Here is a 20,360-nt window from a genome sequence, read left to right on the forward strand (position 1 = left end):
ATGTTTCACCTGCTGTGTCATGATCGGCTGAACCGAGAAACGAAGGCTTGAGGTACTGCTATGCGGATCGCATACACGCCGCAACAGGAACAGCTGCGTGCTGAGCTGCGTGACTATTTCGCCAAACTGATCACTCCCGAACGGCGGCAGGCGCTTTCGGCCCAGACCGGTGAGTACGGCGAGGGCAATGTCTACCGTGAGGTCGTCGCGGAAATGGGGCGCGACGGCTGGCTCGCGCTCGGCTGGCCGAAAGAGTACGGCGGCCAGGATCGTTCGACCATGGATCAGCTGATCTTCACCGACGAGGCCGCCGTCGCGGGCGCCCCGGTGCCGTTCCTGACCATCAACTCGGTGGCGCCGACGATCATGCACTACGGCACCGAGGAGCAGAAGCAGTTCTTCCTGCCCAAGATCGCCGCGGGTGAATTGCACTTCGCCATCGGTTATTCCGAGCCGGGCGCGGGCACCGACCTGGCCTCGCTGCGCACCTCCGCGGTGCGCGACGGCGACGAGTGGGTGATCAACGGGCAGAAGATGTGGACCTCGCTGATCGCCTACGCCGACTACGTGTGGCTGGCCGCGCGCACCGATCCGAATGCCAAGAAGCACAAGGGCATTTCGATGTTCATCATGCCGACCACGGCCGCGGGCTTCTCCTGGACCCCGGTGCACACCATGGCCGGTCCGGATACCTCCGCCACCTACTACCAGGACGTGCGGGTCAAGCACTCCGACATGGTGGGGCCGGAGAACGGCGGCTGGTCGCTGGTCACCAACCAGCTCAATCACGAGCGGGTCGCGCTGACCTCGTCCGCGCCGCTGGCGCTGGCGGTCGCGCAGACCACCGAGTGGGCGCGCAATACCAAGACCGCCAACGGTTCCCGGGTCATCGATCAGGAATGGGTGCAGATCGCGCTGGCGAAGATCCACTCCAAGGTTGAGTACCTGAAGCTGCTGAACTGGGAGGTGGCCTCGCGCGCCGACGCCGGCGGGGATGCCGCGCCCCGCCCGTGGGATGCCTCCACCTGCAAGGTGTTCGGCACCGAGCTGGCCACCGAGGCCTACCGCACCCTGATGGAGATCCTGGGACCGCAGGCGTACCTGCGCCAGGATTCCGCGGGCGCACAGCTGCGGGGCCGGCTCGAGCGCATGCACCGCGCCTGCCTGATCCTCACCTTCGGCGGCGGCACCAACGAGGTGCAGCGCGACATCATCGCGATGACCGCCCTCAAGCAGCCCGCCGCGGCGCGCTGATCGAAAGCGGGTACACATCATGGATTTCACTCTCACCGAGGCCCAGCAGGATCTGGCGCGCCTCACCGCCGAAGTGACCGGCAAGCTGGTCACCGCCGATCGTCTGCGCGAACTCGACAAGAACACCGCGGCCGACGGTAACCCCACCGTCCGCTTCGACGCCCCGCTGTGGGCCTCGCTCGCCGAGACCGGCGTACTGGCCGCCGCGCTCCCGGAAACCGTGGGCGGCAGCGACTTCGGCGTGCTCGAACAAGCCGCCATCCTGCGCGAACTCGGCAAGTCCGTGGCGGCCGTGCCGTACCTGTGGTCGATCGTGCTGGGCGCGGGCGCGCTGGCGAAGTTCGGTTCCGAAGCCCAGCGGGCGCTGGCCGGTCAGGCCGCCACCGGCTCGGTCATCCTCACCGCGGCGCTGGCCGAGGAGCGCAACTGGGAGCCGGCCAAGCCGGTCACCACCGCCGCCGACGAGAACGGCTGGCGCGTCACCGGTCTCAAGACCACCGTGCCGTTCGCGGCACAGGCGTCGCGAATCCTGGTCCCCGCCACCGTCGATGGCGTGCCCGCGGTCTTCCTGGTCGATCCGTCGGACGCCACCGTGCGCGTCCAGGACCAGATCGTCACCGACCGCTCCCCCGAGGCCGAGATCGAATTCGCCGGCGCCCCGGCCGAATTGGTCGGCACCGTGGAGCAGGGCGCGGAGATCCTGACCTGGCTGCTCGAGCACGCCTGGCTCGGCCTGGCCGCCACCCAGCTCGGCACCCTGGAGAAGGGGCTCGAACTGGTCGCCGACTACGCCCGCGAACGCGAGCAGTTCAATCGCAAGATCGGCAGCTTCCAGGCCGTGGCGCAGCGCCTGGCCGACGCCTACATCGACATTCAGGGTGTGCGCCTGGCCGTCCAGCAGGCGGCTTGGCGTCTCGCGGAGGGCCTGCCCGCCGCCAACGAGGTCCACACCGCCAAGTACTGGGCCGCCGAAGCCGGTCACCGCGTCGCCCACACCGTGGTGCACGTGCACGGCGGTGTCGGCATCGACCGCGACCACATCGTCAACCAGTACTTCACCGCCGCCAAGCACAACGAGTTCGCGCTCGGCGGAGCGACCGATCACCTGCGCGCCCTGGGCGCGAGCTTCGCCGTCCAATGACCTGACGAAAGCAGCGGCGGTGGCACATAATGTGCCACCGCCGCTTTGCTTTTCGACAGCTGTCGCGCCGCTCTCAGGGCACCAGCGGCCCGGCGAGTACGCGCTCGCCTGCCGCGCGGTCGCCCTCCCAGGAGAGGGTCGGGTCGGTGGCGGGCTTGCGGCCCCAGAGGGCGAGCAGTACATCCGAGGCGGTGCCGGCGATCTCGGCGACCGGTTCGCCCGGGCCGTAGGTCCAGCCCGGGCCGGTGTCGGTGGCGCGGACCCGCAGCGCCACCTCGGGTTCGACGGCCAGGCCGCGCTGAACCATGCGCGGGGCGAAGAGTTCGAAGACCTCGGTGATGCCGTCGGCGGCCAGATCCACGTCGAACGGGTAGGGATAGCCGAGCGCGTTCTGTGCGTCCCACAGGTGCATGAGGGTCTCCTGGGCGCGGCGGCGACGCCAGAATCCGACGTTGCGCGGCATCGACCGGGTGAAGGTCCAGGCCGGGGTCTCGGGATCGGCCGACAGCGAGGTCACGATGGCGTCGGCCGTCGCGTCGAACCAGGCGCGCAGCTCGACCGGATCCTTGGGCGCGGGATCGCCCTGGTAATCGCCGCGATCCTCGGCGACCGCCGTCACCACCCACAGATTGCCCTGGCCGACATGGTCGACCAGGTCGTAGAAGGTCCAGTCGCCACAGGAGACCACCGGCGCGGCCAGCGCGACGCCGGGGGTGATGAGTTCGCCGAAAGCGGTCAGCTTGTCGCGGAGTACGGCCAGGAAATCCATGGGGTCACGGTAACCGCTCAGGAGTCGATCTCGCGTGCGGACAGCGCGCGATCATGGACCGGGTCGGGGTGATCGGGGGCGGGTTCGAGCTCACGCAGCAGGCGATCACCGAGGGCGCTGCGGCGGATGTCGTGGCCGAGGACGGCGGCGGCGCGGTAATGGACGCGATTGCGCAGTACCCGGCGCACGGCGCGGGCGATGCGTTCTGGGGATGCGGTGCGGGGCAGCGCGATTCCGGCCTTGCGCGCGTGCACGCGGGCGGCATTGTCGGCGTGATCGCGGCCGTGCGGGAGGATGACCACCGGCAGGTCGTTGGCGAACGCCTTCATCAGGGTGCCGTGACCGCCGTGGGTGATCACCAGGCTGGCGTGGCGCATGACGCGCTGATGCGCGGCGGCCGGAAGGATGGCGACGTTCGGGGCACCGCGCAGTGCGGCCGGCTCGACGGCGGGACCGGTGGTCACCACGCCCCGCACGGGTAGCAGGGCGAGGGCGTCGACAATGCGTTGCAGACAGTCGGTTTGGCGTTGGCCGGTGGTGGAGAGCGAAACCAGGATCAGCGGTTCGCCGCCGTCCGGGACCGCCCACTCGGCCTCCCGGGTCCAGTGCGGATCGTCCAGGACCGGACCCACCCAGCGCACGCCGTCCGGTTGCTCGCCCAGGAAATCGAAAGCGGCGCTGGACAATACGAGCTGCCGATGGGCCAGGCCGACCTGATCCCGATAGTGCGCGAGCCGTTCCAGGCCGAATCCGGCGCGCAGCGCATTGAGCTGCGGCAACAACTCCTGATCCCAGCGACGCTGCACCACGCCGCCGACCACCCGATCACGCAGGCGGCCGACCGGCCCCGACGCCTGCCCGAAGCCGGTGCCCGGCGGCGGCGCGCCCTCCAGCGGCAGCGGGTAGATGCCGGGGATCAGCACCACGAACGGCACCCCGCACGCCTGCGCGGCGACCATGGCTCCGAAGGCGAAGTACGAGGTCAACACCAAATCCGGCCGGTCGGAATCGATTTCGTCGGCGGTATCGCGGGCGAATCCCACCCCGGCCCGCGACCGCAGCCGGGCCCCCGTCGCCGCCACCTCGGCGGTCAAGGATTCCTCGGCGAGCACCGTCACCCGGTGGCCGCGTTCCACGAGCCGGCGCACCACGCCGAGCTCCGCCGGCACGGTTCCGCCGCTTCCGGTGAGGGCGACCAGGTAGCTGTTCATCGGGCACCTCCTGTCCGCCACTCTGTCACGACCGGCCCACCGCCGACTTCCCGATCACCAAATGAGGTGTCAGGAGGCGCCGGCCATGCCCCACCGATGAGTTTTCCGCGGCCGCCACGTCCCCACCTACGACACCTAAAGACACGCGATGGTTCGCGGATGGAAGGACGAGGCGCGATGGCCAGCAAAATGATCTTCATCAATCTCCCGGTCTCCGACCTGGAGCGCTCCAAGACCTTCTACGAATCGCTGGGCTGGCAGGTCAACCAGGACTTCACCGACTGCAATGCCGCCTGCATCGTGGTCGACGACAATATCTGCCTCATGCTGCTGACCAAGGATTTCTTCACTACCTTCGGCTCCCGTCCGATCGGCGATACGGTCGGCGCCGTGAACAGCCTCTACGCGATCGCGCTGGGCAGCGCGAACGAGGTGGACGAACTCGCCGACGCCGCCATCCGCGCCGGGGGCTCGGAAGAGGTGAACGCGGAGAAGCGAATCCAGGAGGAACAGGTCGGCATGCACGGCCGCACCTTCCTCGATCCGGACGGCCACCAGTGGGAGCCGTTCTACATGGCCTATCCCGCCTGAGCTCACCATCGCCACCCCGAGGTCCGGAAATTCGAACGGCCCGCGGGGTTTTCACCCGCGGGCCGTTCGCATGCATCGTCGCGCTGCGCCGGTACCACCCCGGCGCATCCACCTGCGCGGCGACCTGGTCTAGTCCCGCAGCTCCGGCGCGAGGCCGAAGAGCGGGAACAGCTTTTCGGTGTCGAGGAAGAAGTTGAGACCGGAGATCCGGTCGCCGTCCAGCTCGAGCACGGTGACGGACCACGGCACGTACACGCCCGGCTCGTTCGCGCTGGGCTTGTAGTGGCCGAAGGCCGGCATCCCGTTGGCACCGAGGGGAACCATACGCGAATCCTTGCAGGCCGAACCCGTACCCAGCATGAACTCGGCGACATTCTCGGGGCCGGAGATCCAGAGCGCGAACGGCGGCATGGACAGCGCCACATCGGCTTTCAGCAGCTGGGTGAGGGTGCCCATGTCATAGGCCTCGAAGGCTTTGACGAAGTCGTCGACGAGTTTGCGCTGCTGCTCGTTGGTTTCGTCGAAGGTGTCCGAAACCGTGGACACCTCCTGGACTTTCGACATGGTGGCGCGGGCGCGCTGCAACGCGCTGTTCACCGACGCCGGGGAGACGCTGAGCATCTCCGCGGTCTCGCTGGCCGAGAAGCGCAGTACTTCGCGCATGATCAGGATGGCGCGCTGGCTGGCGGGCAGATGCTGCACGGCGGCGACGAAGGCCAGCCGCAGCGTGTCCTTGGCGCTGGCGGCCTCGGCCGGGTCGGCGCCGAAGGCCAGGGCGTTCGGAATCGGCTCCACCCAAACGTAATCCGGCTCGGGGGCGGGCAGCGTCGAATCCGGTGTGGAGGGACCGCCCAGGTCCATGGGTCTGGCTCTGCGCTGCGGACCGTCCAGCATGTCCAGGCAGACATTGGTGGCGATCTTGTACAGCCAGGACCGGAGGCTGGACCGGCCCTCGAAGGCGTCGTAGGACTTCCAGGCGCGGGTGAAGGTCTCCTGCACCGCGTCCTCGGCCTCGAAGGAGGAGCCGAGCATGCGGTAGGCGTAAGCGCACAGCTCGCGCCGGTGTCCCTCGAAGGACCGCAGTACCTCGTCGGTGATGGCGGTGGAGCCTGCCTTTTCGCTCATGCCGAACACTCTTCCACACCCCACCGACAAGAATCAGCACTCCGAAAAGCCTTGTGCCCGCCTGTTTCGCAACAGGCGGGCACAAGATTCACACGAGCCCCCTGCGTTCGCGCGTACCTACCCGCGCGAGCGCCCGGAGGGGTCTACTTGGAGGAAACCTGCGCGTGGTTGTCGGCCTCGCGCTCCTGGGTCTGCGCCAGCGCCCACTTGTAGTCGGGCTTGCCGGCGGGCGAGCGCTTGATCTCGTCCACGTACCACAGGCTGCGCGGCATCTTGTACGACGAGATCTCCTGAACCAGCGTGGGGCGCAGCTCTTCCAGCGTCGGGCGGGCCCCGTCGCGGCAGTGCACCACGGCCACCACGCGCTGTCCCCAGCGCTCGTCCGGCACGCCGACGACCAGCGCGTCGAAGACCTCCGGATGCGCCTTGAGCGCGCCCTCGACCTCTTCGGGGTAGATCTTCTCGCCGCCGGAGTTGATGGAGACCGACCCGCGGCCGAGCATGGTCACGGTGCCGTCCTCCTCCACGCGGGCGTAGTCGCCCGGGATGGAGTAGCGAACCCCGTTGAAGGTCTTGAAGGTCGCCGCGGTCTTGACCGGGTCGTTGTAGTAGCCGACCGGGATATTGCCGGTGCGCGCCAGCATGCCGACCTGGCCGGAACCGGCCGCGATCTCGTTGCCCTCCTCGTCGATGACCTTGGTCGAGGCATCGATCTTCACCCGCGGGCCGCCGGTGTGGGTGGCGCCCTTGGTGGCCACGGCCAGACCGCCGAAGCCGGTCTCCGAGGAGCCGATGGAATCGGTGATGAGCGCGTTCGGGAAGCGCTCGATGAACTCGTCCTTCAGCGCGGGCGAGAACAGCGCGGCGCTGGAGGCCAGCACCCACAGCGTCGAATGCTGGTACGGCGCACCGGTTTCCGGGTTGCCCTCGTGCAGCGCGTCCAGCATCGGCCGGGCCATGGCATCGCCGGTAATGAAGATCATGTTCACGCCGTGCTTCTCGATGGCCTGCCACACGCCGTGCCCGGAGAACTCCGGCAGCATGACCGCCTTGCCGCCGTCGAACAGCGAGTGCAGGGTCGCGGTGAAGGAGCCACCGTGGATCAGCGGCGGGATCGGGTAGCGGGTCATCGGCGAGTTGCCGGAGGCGCCGCCCTTGGACTGCTCCCACTCGTCCTGGATGAATTCGCCGGTGTAGAAGTTGATGCCGCCGCCGAGCACGCGCCACCAGTCCTCCTGCCGCCACATGACGCCCTTGGGCAGGCCGGTGGTGCCGCCGGTGTAGATCATCATGATGTCGTCGGCGGAGCGCTCCTCGAAGTCGCGCTCACCGTGAGTGGAGGCGATGGCCGCCTCGTACTCCACCGCGCCGGCGGGGGCCGCGAGATCGGTGCCGTCCTCGACGGTGATCACGGTCTTGATGGCCGCGACGTTCGGCAGCACATTGCCGACCTTGTCGCTGTAGCGGCGCTCGTGAATGAGAGCAACCATGTCCGAGTTCTCGAAGATGTATTGCAACTCGTTCTCGACGTAACGGTAGTTGACGTTGATCATCACCGCGCGCGCCTTGAAGATCGCGACCATGGACTCCACGGCCTCGATGGTGTTGCGGGAGTACACGCCGACCTTGTCGCCCGGCTTCACACCCTGTTCTTGCAGGTAGTGCGCAAGACGGTTGGCCCGGTCCTCCAGTTCGGCATAGGTCACCGAACGAGTGTCATCGGCCAGCGCGACACGTTCGGGCATGAGGTCGATGGTGTGCTCGACAAGATCCGCAATGTTGTAGCTCACAGGATCAAAATAGAACGTGTTCTTGTGTGTGACAAGCCACAAATTTTTCTTGGTCGATCGACCGGATGTGTCCCCCGCCACAGATTACGGCGACTTACGCCGAATTGGAATAGCCGGGAAAGACCGCGCCCCACCGAACGGGACCCGCCCTTCCCGGCCATGCCGCCCGTGGCGTATCGCGCGGGCGGAATCTAGAACAAGTTCTACGACTCGATCAGCGGCCGGAGGCGCTCGAACTGGGCCACGTCCCGGACCCCGACCAGCAACATGGTCACACCGGCCTGCTCCCAGACCTTCAGCTGCTCACGCACGTGCGCCTCGTCGCCGATGATCGTCGTATCCAGGATCAGCTCATCCGGAACCGCGGCCGCCGCGGCGTCCTTCTGGCCGCTGCGGAACTTCCGGGTGATCTCGTCGACCGCGTCGCCGTAGCCCATTCGCCGGTAGACCTGGGCATGGAAATTCAATTCCTCCGCACCCATGCCGCCGATGTAGAGAGCCATGAACGGGCGCAGCCGATCCAATTCGGCCTTCGTGTCGTCGGTGAGGATCACCTGCGCGGTGGCCGCGATCTCGAAGTCCTCGCGCGAGCGCCGCGCGCCCGGCTTCGCGAAGCCCTCGTCGAGCCACTCGTTGTACATGTCCGCCAGCCGCGGGGTGTAGTAGATCGCCAGCCAGCCGTCGGCGATCTCGGCGGTCAGCGCGACATTCTTCGGACCCTCCGCACCGAGCCAGATCGGCAGGTCGGAGCGGAGCGGATGGGTGATGGACTTGAGCGGCTTGCCCAGACCGGTCGCCCCGGAACCGTTGTAGGGCAATGGGAAATGCGGGCCGTCGCTGGTCACCTTGCCCTCGCGCGCCAGCACCTGCCGCACGATCGAGACGTATTCGCGAGTACGGGCCAGGGGCTTGGCGAACGGCTGGCCGTACCAGCCCTCCACCACCTGCGGACCGGAGACGCCGAGCCCGAGAATGTGCCGCCCGCCACTGAGATGGTCGATGGTCAGCGCGGCCATCGCGGTCGCGGTCGGGGTGCGCGCGGACAGCTGCACGACCGAAGTCCCGAGCCGCACCCGCGAGGTGTCGGATCCGTACCAAGCCAGCGGAGTGAAGGCGTCCGAACCCCACGATTCGGCGGTGAACACGGCGTCGAAGCCGACTTCCTCGGCGGCCAGCACCAGTTCGCGCGTATTGGCGGGCGGCTGCGCGCCCCAATATCCGAGTTGCAACCCAAAGCGCATGTTCGGTTCCCTTCCGACTTGGGCTCTTGCACCCATCTTTAGAACCTGTTCTACTCGATCTCGTGACTCTGGGGAACACCGAAGTACTGTCCGCACCGCTGCGGATGCAATTCGATTACACCCGCTCCACCGGTCCGACCATCGGCCGCTTCCTCACGGGGTTGCGCAATGGCAAGGTCATCGGTGTGCGGGGTTCCGACGGGCGCGTGATCGTGCCCCCGGCCGAATTCGATCCGAAGACAGCGGAACCACTCACCGATTTCGTCGACGTCTCGGACGTGGGCACGGTGCAGAGCTGGAGCTGGGTGGCCGAGCCGCTGCCGAACCAGCCCTTCGACCGTCCCTTCGCCTACGCGCTGATCAAGCTCGACGGCGCGGACACCGCGCTGCTGCACGCCGTGGACGTGGCCTCGCCGGCCGACATCTCGACCGGGCTGCGGGTCCGGGCGCGCTGGGCCGGTGAGCGCACCGGCGACATCCACGACATCGTCGCCTTCGAGCCGGGCGAAACCTCCACCGCGCCCGCGCCTTCCGAGGACGAGGGCGAGCAGGTGACCGGCATCATCACGCCGGTCGATCTGTCGTTCAAGCACACCGCGGCCCCGCAGGAGGGCGAATTCCTCAAGGCCATCATGGAGGGCCGCCTGCTGGGCGCGCGCGCCAAGATGGACGGCAAGGTGTACTTCCCGCCGCGCGGCGCCGACCCGCGCACCGGCGAGCCGACCGACGACTACGTCGAGGTGTCCGACAAGGGCATCGTGACCACCTTCTGCATCGTGAACGTGCCGTTCATGGGTCAGCGCCTCAAGCCGCCCTACGTGGCCGCCTATGTCCTGCTGGACGGCACCGACATCCCGTTCCTGCACCTGGTGCTGGGCGTGGACGCGAGCGAGGTCCGGATGGGCATGCGCGTCGAAGCGGTCTGGAAGCCGCGCGAGGAGTGGGGCCTGTCGATGGCCAATATCGACCACTTCAAGCCCACCGGCGAACCCGACGCCGACTACGACTCGTTCGCGCACCACCTGTAGAGAGGCGCTGGATTACCTTGAGTAACAACGCAACCGACATCGCGGTGGTGGGGTTCGCCCACGCACCGCACGTGCCGGAGACCTTCGGCACCACCAACGGCGTCGAGATGCTCGCGCCCTGCTTCACCGAGCTGTACGCGAACCTCGGCATCACCAAGTCCGACATCGGCTTCTGGTGCTCGGGCTCCTCGGATTACCTTGCCGGACGCGCCTTCTCGTTCATCTCGGCGATCGACTCGATCGGCGCGGTGCCGCCGATCAACGAATCGCACGTGGAGATGGACGCGGCCTGGGCCCTGTACGAGGCGTGGGTGAAACTGCGCTCCGGACAGGCCGAGACCGCGCTGGTGTACGGCTTCGGCAAGGCCTCGGCCGGCACCCTGCGCCAGGTGCTGACCTTGCAGACCGATCCGTACCTGGTCGCGCCGCTGGGCCCGGACGCGGTGTCGATGGCCGGACTTCAGGCCCGGGCGGGCCTGGACGCCGGTAAGTGGACCGAGGCGGATATGGCAGCGGTGGCCGCGCGGAGCACCGGTGTGGATGTCGAAAAGCTTTTGGGCGCGGAGTATGTCGCCGAGCCGTTCCGGGCGCACGATATCGCCCCCATCACCGATGGCGCGGCCGCGATCGTACTGGCCGTGGGCGACCGCGCCCGCGAGCTGACCGAGCGCCCGGCCTGGCTGACCGGTATGGCGCATTACATCGACACCCCCATCCTGGGCGCTCGCGACCTGACCGTCTCGGACTCCACCTCACGCGCCGCCAAGGCCGTATTGAACGGTGCCGCGGCCGATTTCGACGTCGCCGAGCTGCACGCGCAGTACAGCCACGAGGAGTTGATCCTCAAGGAGGCCATCGGGCTGAACGGGAACACCCGGATCAATCCGTCGGGTGGTCCGCTGTCGGGCAATCCGATGTTCGCCGCCGGTCTGGAGCGCATCGGCTTCGCCGCCCGTGAAATCTTCAATGGCTCCGCGAATCGCGCACTGGCCCATGCCAGTTCCGGTCCGGCGTTGCAGCAGAACCTGGTCGCCACCCTGGAGGCACGCTCATGAGTTTCCCCGCCGCGGTGCTCGGCACCGGACAGACCCACCACGTGACCAAGCGGTCGGACGTGTCCATGGCGGGCATGTGCCGCGAGGCCATCGATCGCGCGCTCGCCGATTCCGGCCTGACCATGGCCGATATCGACGCCGTGGTGATCGGTAAGGCCCCCGACTTCTTCGAGGGCTCCATGATGCCGGAGCTGTTCCTCGCGGATGCGCTGGGCGCCACCGGGAAACCGCTGCTGCGCGTGCACACCGCCGGATCGGTGGGCGGCTCCACCGCCGTCGTGGCCGCCAATCAGGTGCAGGCCGGCGTGCACGGCAAGGTGCTCGCCATCGCCTGGGAGAAGCAGTCCGAGTCCAACGCCATGTGGGCGCTGTCGAATCCGGTGCCCTTCACCATGCCGGTCGGTGCGGGCGCGGGCGGCTACTTCGCCCCGCACGTGCGCGCCTACATCCGCCGGGCCAATGCCCCGCTGCACATCGGGGCCATGGTCGCGGTGAAGGATCGCAAGAACGGCGCGCGCAATCCCTTCGCGCACCTGCAACAGCCGGACATCACCATGGAATCGGTGATGGCGTCCCAAATGCTCTGGGACCCCATTCGTTTCGACGAGACCTGCCCGTCCTCGGACGGCGCCTGCGCCATCGTGATCGGCGACGAAGCCTCGGCGAAAGCCGCCACGGCACAGGGCAAGAAGGTCGCTTGGGTGCACGGCACCGCCATGCGCACCGAGCCGCTGGCCTACGCGGGCCGCGATCAGGTGAATCCGAAGGCCGGTCAGGCCGCCGCCGCCGCGCTGTGGCAGCAGGCCGGGATCACCAACCCCCTGGAAGAGATCGACGCGGCCGAGATCTACGTCCCGTTCTCCTGGTTCGAGCCGATGTGGCTGGAGAACCTGGGCTTCATGCCCGAGGGCGAGGGCTGGAAGCTGACCGATGCGGGCGAAACCGCCATCGGCGGAAAGCTTCCGGTGAATCCCTCCGGTGGCGTGCTCTCCTCCAACCCGATCGGCGCGTCGGGCATGATCCGCTTCGCCGAGGCCGCCAAGCAGGTCATGGGCCGCGCGGGCGACTACCAGGTGGAGAACGCCAAGAAAGCCTTCGGGCACGCGTACGGCGGTGGCTCGCAGTACTTCTCGATGTGGGTCGTCGGAAGCGAGCAGCCGTGAGCGACGAACATCCGGCCAAGGTAGCGGGTTTCGCCTCACAGGCGGCGGTACGGGCCAAGGACAAGGACGCGTGGGTGGCATTGTTCGCCGCCGACGGCATCGTGGAGGATCCGGTCGGGCCGTCCTTCTTCGATCCCGACGGCAAGGGGCATCGCGGTGCGGAGGCCATCGCGGCGTTCTGGGACAAGGCGATCGCGCCGACGGAGAACATCGATTTCCTGTTCGAGGATTCCTTCGCCTGCGGTAACGAGGTGGCCTTCACCGGTCGCATTCGCACCACCATGGGCGGGCACATCGTGGACGCGGAAGGCGTATTCACTTACAAGGTGGACGAGGCCGGGAAAATCCTTGCCCTGCGCGCTTTCTGGGAAACCGAGCGGGCCATGAAGACCTTGAAACCTGCCTGATTTTCGGCGACCACCGGATATTCGGACATACGTCCAGAATCGTCACGTGGCGGGAAAAACGCAGCGGGTGAACGGTATACCGTTCACCCGCTGGTTTTGTTTCCGGGTCAGTGCTTGACCGGGCAGCCCTGGTAATCGACCTTCAATTCCTTGACGCCGTTCAGCCAGCCCGAACGCAGCCGCTTCGGATCACCCAGCTTGGCGATATCCGGCATATGGTCGGCGATGGCATTGAAGATGATCTCGATCTCCAGCCGCGCCAGGTTCGCGCCGATGCAGTAGTGCGCGCCGGTGCCGCCGAAAGACAAGTGCGGGTTGGGATCCCGCGTGATGTCGAAGGTGTAGGGGTCCTCGAAGACGTCCTCGTCGAAGTTGGCCGAGCGGTAGGCCAGCAGCACCCGCTGCCCCTTCTTGATCTCGACGCCGCCCAGCTCCACATCCTCGAGCGCGGTGCGCTGGAAGCTGCTCACCGGGGTGGCCCAGCGAATGATCTCGTCGGCCGCGGTCTTGGGCCGCTGCGCCTTGTAGAGCTCCCACTGCTCCGGATGCTCCATGAACGCGATCATGCCGTGCGTGGTGGCATTGCGGGTGGTCTCGTTGCCGGCCACCGCCAGCATCATGACGAAGAAGCCGAATTCCTCGGGGGACAACGACTCTCCGTCGATATCGGCCTGGACCAGCGTGGTCACGATGTCCGACGCCGGGCAGGCCCGCCGCGCCTCGGCCATCTGGTAGGCGTAGCCGAGGATCTCCATCGACGCCGTCATCGGATCCACATCGGATTCCGGATCGTCGTAGCTGGTCATCTCGTTGGACCAGCGGAACAACTTCATCCGATCCTCTTGCGGCACACCGATCAATTCGGCGATGGCCTGCAAGGGCAGCTCGCTCGCGACCTGCACCACGAAGTCGCCGGTGCCACCCTCGACCGCGGCCTTCACGATCTTCTCGGCGCGCGCGGTGAGTTCGGCTCGCAGACCGTTGATCACGCGCGGGGTGAAGCCCTTGGAGATCAGTTTGCGCAGCTTGGTGTGCTCCGGCGCATCCTTGTTGAGCAGCACGAAGCGCTGCATCTCGATCTGCTCGCGGGTGATGTCGTCATTGAAACGCGGGATGGCCGTGTTCTCGTAGGTCGAGAAGACGTCGTCGCGCCGGGAGACTTCCTTCACATCCGCGTGCTTGCTCACCACCCAGAAACCGTCGTCGGCGAACCCGCCGACCTCCGGAGACTTGGGGTTCCACCAGATCGGCGCGGCCTTGCGGAGCTCGGCGAACTCCGCGGCGGGCACGCGCTCCGCCCAGATATCGGGATCCGTGACGTCGAAACCATCCGGCACATTGGGCCGGGCGTGGGTATCCACCACCAGCAGTCTCCTTTGACCAACTGAAACACGTTCTACCGTTATTGAAGCACAGGGGGTACAACAAGAGAAGGGACTAGGTACGAAGGCCGGAACAGGCCTACGTTACCCGTAGAGAACTTGTTGCAGTTCAGCTCCGGAAGGAAAGAAATGGGTACACCCGTCATCGTCGAGGCCGCGCGCACCCCGATCGGCAAGCGCAACGGCTGGCTGGCCGGCCTGCACGCCGCCGAGCTGCTCGGGGCGGCCCAGAAGGGCGTGCTCGAACGCGCCGAACTCGACCCCATGCTGGTCGAGCAGGTCGTCGGCGGCTGCGTCATGCAGGTCGGCGAGCAGAGCAACAATGTCACCCGCACCGCGTGGCTGCACGCGGGTCTGCCGTGGCAGGCCGGCGCGGTCACCATCGACAATCAGTGCGGTTCGGCGCAGCAGGCCGCGGGCCTGGTCGCGGGCCTGATCTCCACCGGCGCAATCGAAGTCGGCCTGGCGTGCGGCATCGAATCGATGAGCCACGTGCCGCTGGGCGCGAACGTCGGCACCCACGCCGGGCCGCGCCGGCCCGCGTCGTGGGACATCGATATGCCCAACCAGTTCGAGGCGGCGGAGCGAATTGCCAAGCGGCGCGGCATCACTCGCGATGACGTCGAGGAATTGGGCGAGCGTTCGCAGCGCCTGGCCGCACAGGCTTGGGCCGAAGGCCGCTTCGATCGCGAGGTGCTGACCATCGTGAACGCGCCGCAGGTCGACAAGGAGGGGAACCTCACCGGCGAGTTCGCCGACATCAACAAGGACCAGGGTCTGCGCGCCACCACCCGCGAGGCGCTGGCGAAGCTGAAGCCGGTGCTGGAGGGCGGAATTCACACCGCGGGCACCTCCTCGCAGATCTCCGACGGTGCGGCGGCGGTGCTGCTGATGGACGAAAAGGCCGCGCAGCGACAGGGTTTGAAGCCGCGCGCCCGGATCGTGTCGCAGTGCCTGGTCGGCGGCGAGCCGGAATACCACCTGGACGGTCCGGTTCAGGCGTGCCAGCGGCTGCTCGAGCGCAGCGGAATGACCATGTCGGACATCGACTTGTTCGAGATCAACGAGGCTTTCGCGTCCGTGGTGCTGTCGTGGGCCTCGGTGCACAAGCCGGACTTCGATCGGGTGAACGTGAACGGCGGCGCCATCGCGCTCGGCCATCCGGTCGGCAGCACCGGATCCCGGCTCATCACAACGGCTTTGCACGAACTGGAACGTTCCGACAAGTCCACGGCGATGATCCTGATGTGCTGCGGTGGCGCACTCGCCACCGGCACCATCATCGAGAGGATCTAGTCCACAATCGAATTCGGCCAAGGTTGAACGTTCATCTTCGGGTACCCCGAAACGTGGCGTACGCCACACAATCCCAGGTACAGACAAGAAGATGAGACGTCAGCTATCTTATGGCTACCCGTGGCCCGTCCGGGAAGACCCTTGCGACGGGCCAGAACCGGGGCTCTTAAGCCCTCCGCAAGAACCATGGGGGTGGCCCGCAAACGCCCAAGCCACGGCGGGTTCGCCGGATCACCGTCTAGAAGCTTCAAGGAAATCGCGAATCAGGCGTAGGTTTTCAGTTACTGAGCCGCTAATATCAATGATACGTATCCGAGATAACGACTGTTAGTACAGCGAAGGGAATTGGGCGGCTCACAATGGCTGATTTCGCGGCGCGGCTGAACAAGCTGTTCGAAACCGTGCATCCCCCCGGGGCGTAAGCCGCACACGAACGCAGAGGTGGCGGCCGCCTTGACGGCATCCGGCCATCCGATCTCGAAACCGTATCTGTCGCAGTTGCGGTCGGGACAGCGCACGAATCCGTCCGATGAGACGGTGGCTGCGCTGGCGAAGTTCTTCAAGGTCAAACCGGACTACTTCTTCAACGACATCTATGCGGCGAAGATCGATCACGATCTCGAGCTGCTGTCCCAGCTGCAGGGCTATGGACTTCGTCGGTTGTCGAGCAGGGCGTTCGACCTGTCCGAAGAATCTCAGAATCTGCTTACCTCCATGGCGGAGAAGTTGCGGGCAAGCGAAGGTTTGCCCGAAATTCCTCCAGACGGCACGGAATAGGCCCTGTCACAGCGCAACACAGTGCAGCCAGCTCGGAGGCCGCACTGTGTTGGTTTGTAACAGGGAATGCTCCAGGTCGTACCAAGGGCGATGCGGGGGCGCTGGTTGCAGGCCAGCGCCACTGTTTCACAAGATCTAGTACGCCTCGCCGGACCATTCGGTTCGAGTGAAGAGTGTTGCACCGGTCTCAGGGCGCTGAGGCCATGTGGCGTAGACCCCTGCGCTGGTGCAATATGCACAAACCTGGCATAACGATGCTTGCGTCCAGCAAAGCATTCAAACCAGTCTTTTTGTGCACTATGTCGTTTTGTGCGTTGTGAGCGTTTCGCCCCCATTGCACCAACCTCGACAAGCAAAGTCCCCTGCGCGTACATCGAGTGTGCCGAGACGAAACTTCGGATACGTTGTCTCGGCACGAATGCTCGCGAACAGGTCAATCAGTACGGCGACCGATTCGATGACGGATCTACCGACCGATACAAATTGACCCATGGAATGTCGCAATAGGGACCGTAGGCGTGAATGTGCCGCGGCGGACCACCCGCCGCGGCACATTCTTGTGCGGAAACTACCTTGTGCCCGATTTATCGCGCTGAAGAACTACTCGCCGCCGGCGAACCGCTCACGGCCTTCGCATCGAAGGCCCGGGCAATGGCTTGGACCCAGCCGCGCGGGCCCACGCCCGGCGGCGGCGAGATCCAGCGCGGGTCGATCACCACGTCCCCGAACGGGTTTCGGGCCCACTCGGCCACCCGTTCGGCCCGCGGAGCCACCTCGTCCGGCGGTTTGGTGGCATCGGTGAGTTCGATGCCGAAGGTGGCCAGGTCCACGCCGCCGCCGGATTGCAGGTAGAGCGCGTCCATGATCTGGGCGACCTGGTCGGAGGCCTTGAGCTGGGTGCCGGTACCGGTCTGATCCTTGGCCACCACTTCGGGGAAGCGGGCGATCAGCACCCGGTGCAGGGTGCGAATCTGCCGCAGCAGCAGGCGAGCTCGCGCCCACAGCTCGATCACGATCCAGACCGCACCGATCGCGATGAGCAGGCTCGACAGCGACCAGAGCGGCCAGAACCAGTCGCCTTTACCGGGTTCGGCCATGGGCTGATGCTGGAAGGCGCGGCGGATGGAGAGCGTCGAAAGTAGACCGACCAGAAGCGTTCCCGTGCTGTAGATCGCGATACCGCGACCCAGCGTCGTCCAGTCCAGGTTCCGCACCCCGGTGACGACGATGAAGACGCACTCCAGCACCACCACCAGCCAGCCGAAGGTGACCGACCAGAGCAGGGTCGCCAGCATGGCGATCGCGCCGACCGCGTAGATGGCCCAGGCGATCTGCCGCAGGTTCCGGCGGGAGACCACCGGCCAGGCGGCCGCGGCCACCACGGATGTCGCGGTTCCGAACAGAATCCACGCGGCGACGGTCAGCCGGTCCGACAACCACATGCCGCGTATCCCGTTGGGCACCAGATGATCCACTGCCACACCGATTTCCGGTACCGCCAAGGTCGCCGTGGCGGCCACGGCAACCACCGCGAACAGGATCGCCACCCGGGCCGTGGTCGCCGGTTTCACCAGCACCCGGCCCACTCGGGCACCGGCGGCCATCCAGACCAACAGGGCCGTCAACCAGAAGGTCATGCTGCGTCCTCTCGCGGATGCCCGAGGGGCGCTCCGTGGTTACGCACGCTGCCTCCTCCGCGCCCTGACTCGGTCATCCGAGCGCCTCATCGAATCGAAGGACCGAGACGCCGGCGCCCCGGTTGCTGAACACGCGCAGGCGCGTCATGAGCATGCTGGCGAAGGTCTCCGCCTCCCATTCGGCCTGCTCGTCCTCACCGAGATCCACCGCCGTCTGATGCGCACGTTGGCTGAGCATGTAGGCGATGAGATCGTCGTCGGCCTCCAGCACCACCTCGGCCGCCGCCTCCCCCGGATGATCGAAGACGATGTGGCCCAGCTCGTGCGCCAGCGTGTGGTCGCGGCTCGGCAGCGCCGCGGCCAGCACGATCACATCCTTCTCCGGATAGCTGCGGCGCTGACCGCAGACGCCGGGACCCAGTTGGGCACTGGCGATTTCGATGGGGCGGCGGCGCTCGGCGGAGATCGCGTGCACCACATCGTCCAGGGTGGTGGCGTCGAAGTCGGCGGCCACCGCGCACACCGCGTCCACCGCCGCCGCCACCCGGCGATAGGACCCGATGCTATGGCTCTGCGCCCGGCTCTCGGTCATCGTGGTCCCCTCACACCCTCGGTCCGAAGAACGCGGCCCGGGCGGCATCGATCCGCCCCTGCGCCGCCGACGCGCTCTGGAAGCTGACCGCGCCCGAACCCGCGCCCGCCAGGGTGAGCGCGATCAGGCCGCCGATCACCGAGAGCACCTTGATGGGCGGCAGCGGGGAGTTGGCCGAGGTGGGGCGCACCTGCGGACTCGGTTGCGCCAGTGCGGGAACCGGAGCGGGCGGGGGCGGAGGCGGCGGGGCCGCGGCGGGCGCCGGCTCCGGTTCGACCACCGCGGGCGCGACCACGGGGGCGACAACCGCCGGAGCCTGCGGGGCGGCCGGAGCCTGCGGAATCTCGATAGGCACCGACGGCGCCTCGGGTGCCGGCGCCGGGAGCGGAATCAGCAGCAAGAGCAGCGGAGAAGCACACAGCGCGGCGGAACCCGTTGCGGCGGAACCGACCCCGGCCGAGCCCACCGCAGCCGAACCGAGCGCCCCCGAACCCGTTGCCGCCGAACCGACTCCGGCCGAACCGACGGCCGCCGAGCCCACACCGGTCGAGCCGGTGGCGGCCGAACCGGCGCCGGCGGAACCGGCGCCCGAGCCCGCACCCGCCGAACCGGCAGCCGAACCCACTGCCGCCGAACCGATTCCAGCGGATCCGACAGCAGCCGAACCGGTGCAGAAGGCCAGCAGACCGGCGGAGCCGGTGGCGGCCGAGCCGACGGCGGCGGAACCGACAGCAGCGGAGCCGGTACCGAGCAGCGTCGCGAGCAGGCCGACACCGGATCCGGTGGCAGCCGAACCCACGGCGGCGGAACCGGTTCCGAGCAGCAGCGGGAGGCCGACGCCGGCGGAACCGACGGCAGAACCCGTGCCCGCGCCCGCGGAACCGACTGCGGCCGAACCAGTGCCCAGAATTGTGCCGACCCCGACGCCTGCGGAACCCACTGCGGCAGAACCCGTTCCGCCCGCGGCCGAACCGACGCCCAGCGCGGCCGAGCCGGTGCCGAGCACAGCGGAGCCGGTAGCGGCACCGGCGGAACCGACAGCAGCGGAACCGGTACCGGCGGCGGCCGATCCGGTAGCGCCCAGGATCAGTCCGAGGGCACCGAGGCCCGCTCCGGCGGAACCCGTACCGGCGGAACCGACTCCGGCCGAACCGACACCCGCGGAACCGACTCCGGCCGAACCGACACCAGCGGAACCGGCGGCGGCGGAACCCGCTGCGGCCGAACCGGCTGCGGGGAGGCCGAACAATACGGCCAGCAGATCTTGGGGTCCGGCAACGGGATTCACGGCGGCGGGGCTCGCCGCGCCGGCGCTCACCCCTGCGGGATTCCCCGAAGAGGGGCTCGTGCCGGCGGGGTCGGAACCGGGCGCCACCACGGGTTGGGGCTGTGCGGTCTGCTGCGACTGGCCGGTCCGCGGCTGGGGCACGACGGGTTCCTGGCCGGCGGGGACCGGGTCGAGGTCGATCCCATTGGGCTGCGCGAGCGCGGCAACCGGCCCGAGCAGCGCTGTACCGGCGACAGCCGCTATCGCTGCCACCAGGCGCATTGCACGACCAACGATCATGCGCCAGCCATCCCCTCATCGATACTGCGCAGTCGGCTTGTCTCCCGCACGCGGTCGGTGCGGGTAAGAGCACGCGGCCACCCCGTTAGCCGGGCCTTTGCGGAACGCGGTCATCGTACAAGGGAGTACGACACCCCGCACAAGTCCCGAATGCATTAGGGGCCGAGACAAACCGTACGCCTGCGCATCTCCCCATGTGGGGAATATCAGCAAGCGGCCCAGGCCAATTGGGTTCGGAGGGCACTTTCAGGGGGCCTCACAACCCCGGTTCGACGGCCGTGAGGCGCGAGCGAACAAGGGCAACAAGGGCAATTCAGACCTATGGGACAGCAAA

Annotated in this window: 17 protein-coding genes and 1 pseudogene; 9 read left to right on the forward strand and 9 right to left on the reverse strand. The window is 67.3% G+C overall.

The window, feature by feature from the left end; translation table 11 throughout:
* Nucleotides 1–60 precede the first annotated feature (60 nt).
* Nucleotides 61–1,254: an acyl-CoA dehydrogenase family protein gene (locus NI1_RS14775; protein WP_067820059.1), complete on the forward strand. Its 1,194-nt coding sequence runs from the start codon at nucleotides 61–63 to the stop codon at nucleotides 1,252–1,254.
* Between the two features lie 19 nt (nucleotides 1,255–1,273).
* Nucleotides 1,274–2,395 (forward strand): acyl-CoA dehydrogenase family protein, encoded by a 1,122-nt coding sequence (locus NI1_RS14780; RefSeq protein WP_067820062.1) that lies wholly within the window; start codon nucleotides 1,274–1,276, stop codon nucleotides 2,393–2,395.
* 73 nt (nucleotides 2,396–2,468) lie between these two features.
* On the opposite strand, the gene NI1_RS14785 is transcribed toward NI1_RS14780, so the two are convergent.
* Nucleotides 2,469–3,164 (reverse strand): maleylpyruvate isomerase family mycothiol-dependent enzyme, encoded by a 696-nt coding sequence (locus NI1_RS14785; protein WP_067820065.1) that lies wholly within the window; start codon nucleotides 3,162–3,164, stop codon nucleotides 2,469–2,471.
* A gap of 17 nt (nucleotides 3,165–3,181) precedes the next feature.
* Entirely contained in the window at nucleotides 3,182–4,375 is a 1,194-nt protein-coding gene (locus tag NI1_RS14790; protein ID WP_067820068.1) for a glycosyltransferase, read from the reverse strand.
* 177 nt (nucleotides 4,376–4,552) lie between these two features.
* On the opposite strand from NI1_RS14790, the gene NI1_RS14795 reads away from it, so the two are divergent.
* Complete coding sequence (locus NI1_RS14795) at nucleotides 4,553–4,966, forward strand: VOC family protein (protein WP_067820071.1); 414 nt, start codon at nucleotides 4,553–4,555, stop codon at nucleotides 4,964–4,966.
* 129 nt (nucleotides 4,967–5,095) lie between these two features.
* On the opposite strand, the gene NI1_RS14800 is transcribed toward NI1_RS14795, so the two are convergent.
* The 3 genes from NI1_RS14800 to NI1_RS14810 form a co-directional block, all read right to left on the reverse strand.
* The gene (locus tag NI1_RS14800; protein WP_067820559.1) at nucleotides 5,096–6,091 is read right to left on the reverse strand and encodes a sigma-70 family RNA polymerase sigma factor; all 996 of its coding nucleotides are present in this window, start codon (nucleotides 6,089–6,091) and stop codon (nucleotides 5,096–5,098) included.
* A gap of 143 nt (nucleotides 6,092–6,234) precedes the next feature.
* Entirely contained in the window at nucleotides 6,235–7,881 is a 1,647-nt protein-coding gene (locus tag NI1_RS14805; protein ID WP_067820073.1) for an acyl-CoA synthetase, read from the reverse strand.
* Between the two features lie 203 nt (nucleotides 7,882–8,084).
* Nucleotides 8,085–9,122 carry an LLM class F420-dependent oxidoreductase gene (locus tag NI1_RS14810; RefSeq protein ID WP_067820076.1) on the reverse strand — a complete coding sequence of 346 codons (1,038 nt, stop codon included), beginning with the start codon at nucleotides 9,120–9,122 and terminating at the stop codon, nucleotides 8,085–8,087.
* Nucleotides 9,123–9,184: 62 nt separating this feature from the next.
* Between NI1_RS14810 and NI1_RS14815 the strand changes: the two genes are divergently transcribed.
* Genes NI1_RS14815 through NI1_RS14830 form a run of 4 tightly spaced genes read left to right on the forward strand, consistent with a single transcriptional unit; the run spans nucleotide 9,185 to nucleotide 12,775 of the window.
* On the forward strand, nucleotides 9,185–10,150 hold the full coding sequence (locus tag NI1_RS14815) for a Zn-ribbon domain-containing OB-fold protein (protein WP_067820079.1): 966 nt from the start codon (nucleotides 9,185–9,187) through the stop codon (nucleotides 10,148–10,150).
* Between the two features lie 17 nt (nucleotides 10,151–10,167).
* On the forward strand, nucleotides 10,168–11,205 hold the full coding sequence (locus NI1_RS14820; protein WP_067820082.1) for a thiolase family protein: 1,038 nt from the start codon (nucleotides 10,168–10,170) through the stop codon (nucleotides 11,203–11,205).
* Nucleotides 11,202–12,368, forward strand: coding sequence for a thiolase family protein (locus tag NI1_RS14825; protein ID WP_067820085.1), 1,167 nt, complete (start codon nucleotides 11,202–11,204; stop codon nucleotides 12,366–12,368). The genes NI1_RS14820 and NI1_RS14825 overlap by 4 nt, the downstream gene beginning before the upstream one ends.
* The gene (locus tag NI1_RS14830) at nucleotides 12,365–12,775 is read left to right on the forward strand and encodes a nuclear transport factor 2 family protein (protein WP_067820087.1); all 411 of its coding nucleotides are present in this window, start codon (nucleotides 12,365–12,367) and stop codon (nucleotides 12,773–12,775) included. The genes NI1_RS14825 and NI1_RS14830 overlap by 4 nt, the downstream gene beginning before the upstream one ends.
* Before the next feature lie 107 nt (nucleotides 12,776–12,882).
* Here the strand turns inward: NI1_RS14830 and NI1_RS14835 are convergent, their stop codons facing one another.
* Nucleotides 12,883–14,142, reverse strand: a complete 1,260-nt coding sequence (locus NI1_RS14835) for a cytochrome P450 (RefSeq protein WP_067820090.1) — start codon at nucleotides 14,140–14,142, stop codon at nucleotides 12,883–12,885.
* Between the two features lie 144 nt (nucleotides 14,143–14,286).
* Here NI1_RS14835 and NI1_RS14840 point away from each other — a divergent pair, with 144 nt between their 5' ends.
* Together NI1_RS14840 and NI1_RS14845 are read left to right on the forward strand one after the other, a co-directional pair.
* Nucleotides 14,287–15,453: a steroid 3-ketoacyl-CoA thiolase gene (locus NI1_RS14840; protein WP_067820093.1), complete on the forward strand. Its 1,167-nt coding sequence runs from the start codon at nucleotides 14,287–14,289 to the stop codon at nucleotides 15,451–15,453.
* Nucleotides 15,454–15,812: 359 nt separating this feature from the next.
* Nucleotides 15,813–16,230 (forward strand): annotated as a pseudogene (locus NI1_RS14845) (helix-turn-helix domain-containing protein).
* 584 nt (nucleotides 16,231–16,814) lie between these two features.
* Here NI1_RS14845 and NI1_RS14850 read toward each other — a convergent pair.
* The 3 genes from NI1_RS14850 to NI1_RS14860 all read right to left on the reverse strand — a co-directional run bounded on the left by NI1_RS14850 (nucleotide 16,815) and on the right by NI1_RS14860 (nucleotide 19,999).
* On the reverse strand, nucleotides 16,815–17,867 hold the full coding sequence (locus NI1_RS14850) for a hypothetical protein (RefSeq protein WP_067820096.1): 1,053 nt from the start codon (nucleotides 17,865–17,867) through the stop codon (nucleotides 16,815–16,817).
* Nucleotides 17,868–17,940: 73 nt separating this feature from the next.
* Complete coding sequence (locus NI1_RS14855) at nucleotides 17,941–18,459, reverse strand: ImmA/IrrE family metallo-endopeptidase (RefSeq protein ID WP_067820099.1); 519 nt, start codon at nucleotides 18,457–18,459, stop codon at nucleotides 17,941–17,943.
* 10 nt (nucleotides 18,460–18,469) lie between these two features.
* Complete coding sequence (locus tag NI1_RS14860) at nucleotides 18,470–19,999, reverse strand: hypothetical protein (protein WP_157535125.1); 1,530 nt, start codon at nucleotides 19,997–19,999, stop codon at nucleotides 18,470–18,472.
* Nucleotides 20,000–20,360: the final 361 nt, after the last annotated feature.

It is taken from the genome of Nocardia inohanensis NBRC 100128 (assembly GCF_001612945.1).
Taxonomy (GTDB): domain Bacteria; phylum Actinomycetota; class Actinomycetes; order Mycobacteriales; family Mycobacteriaceae; genus Nocardia; species Nocardia inohanensis.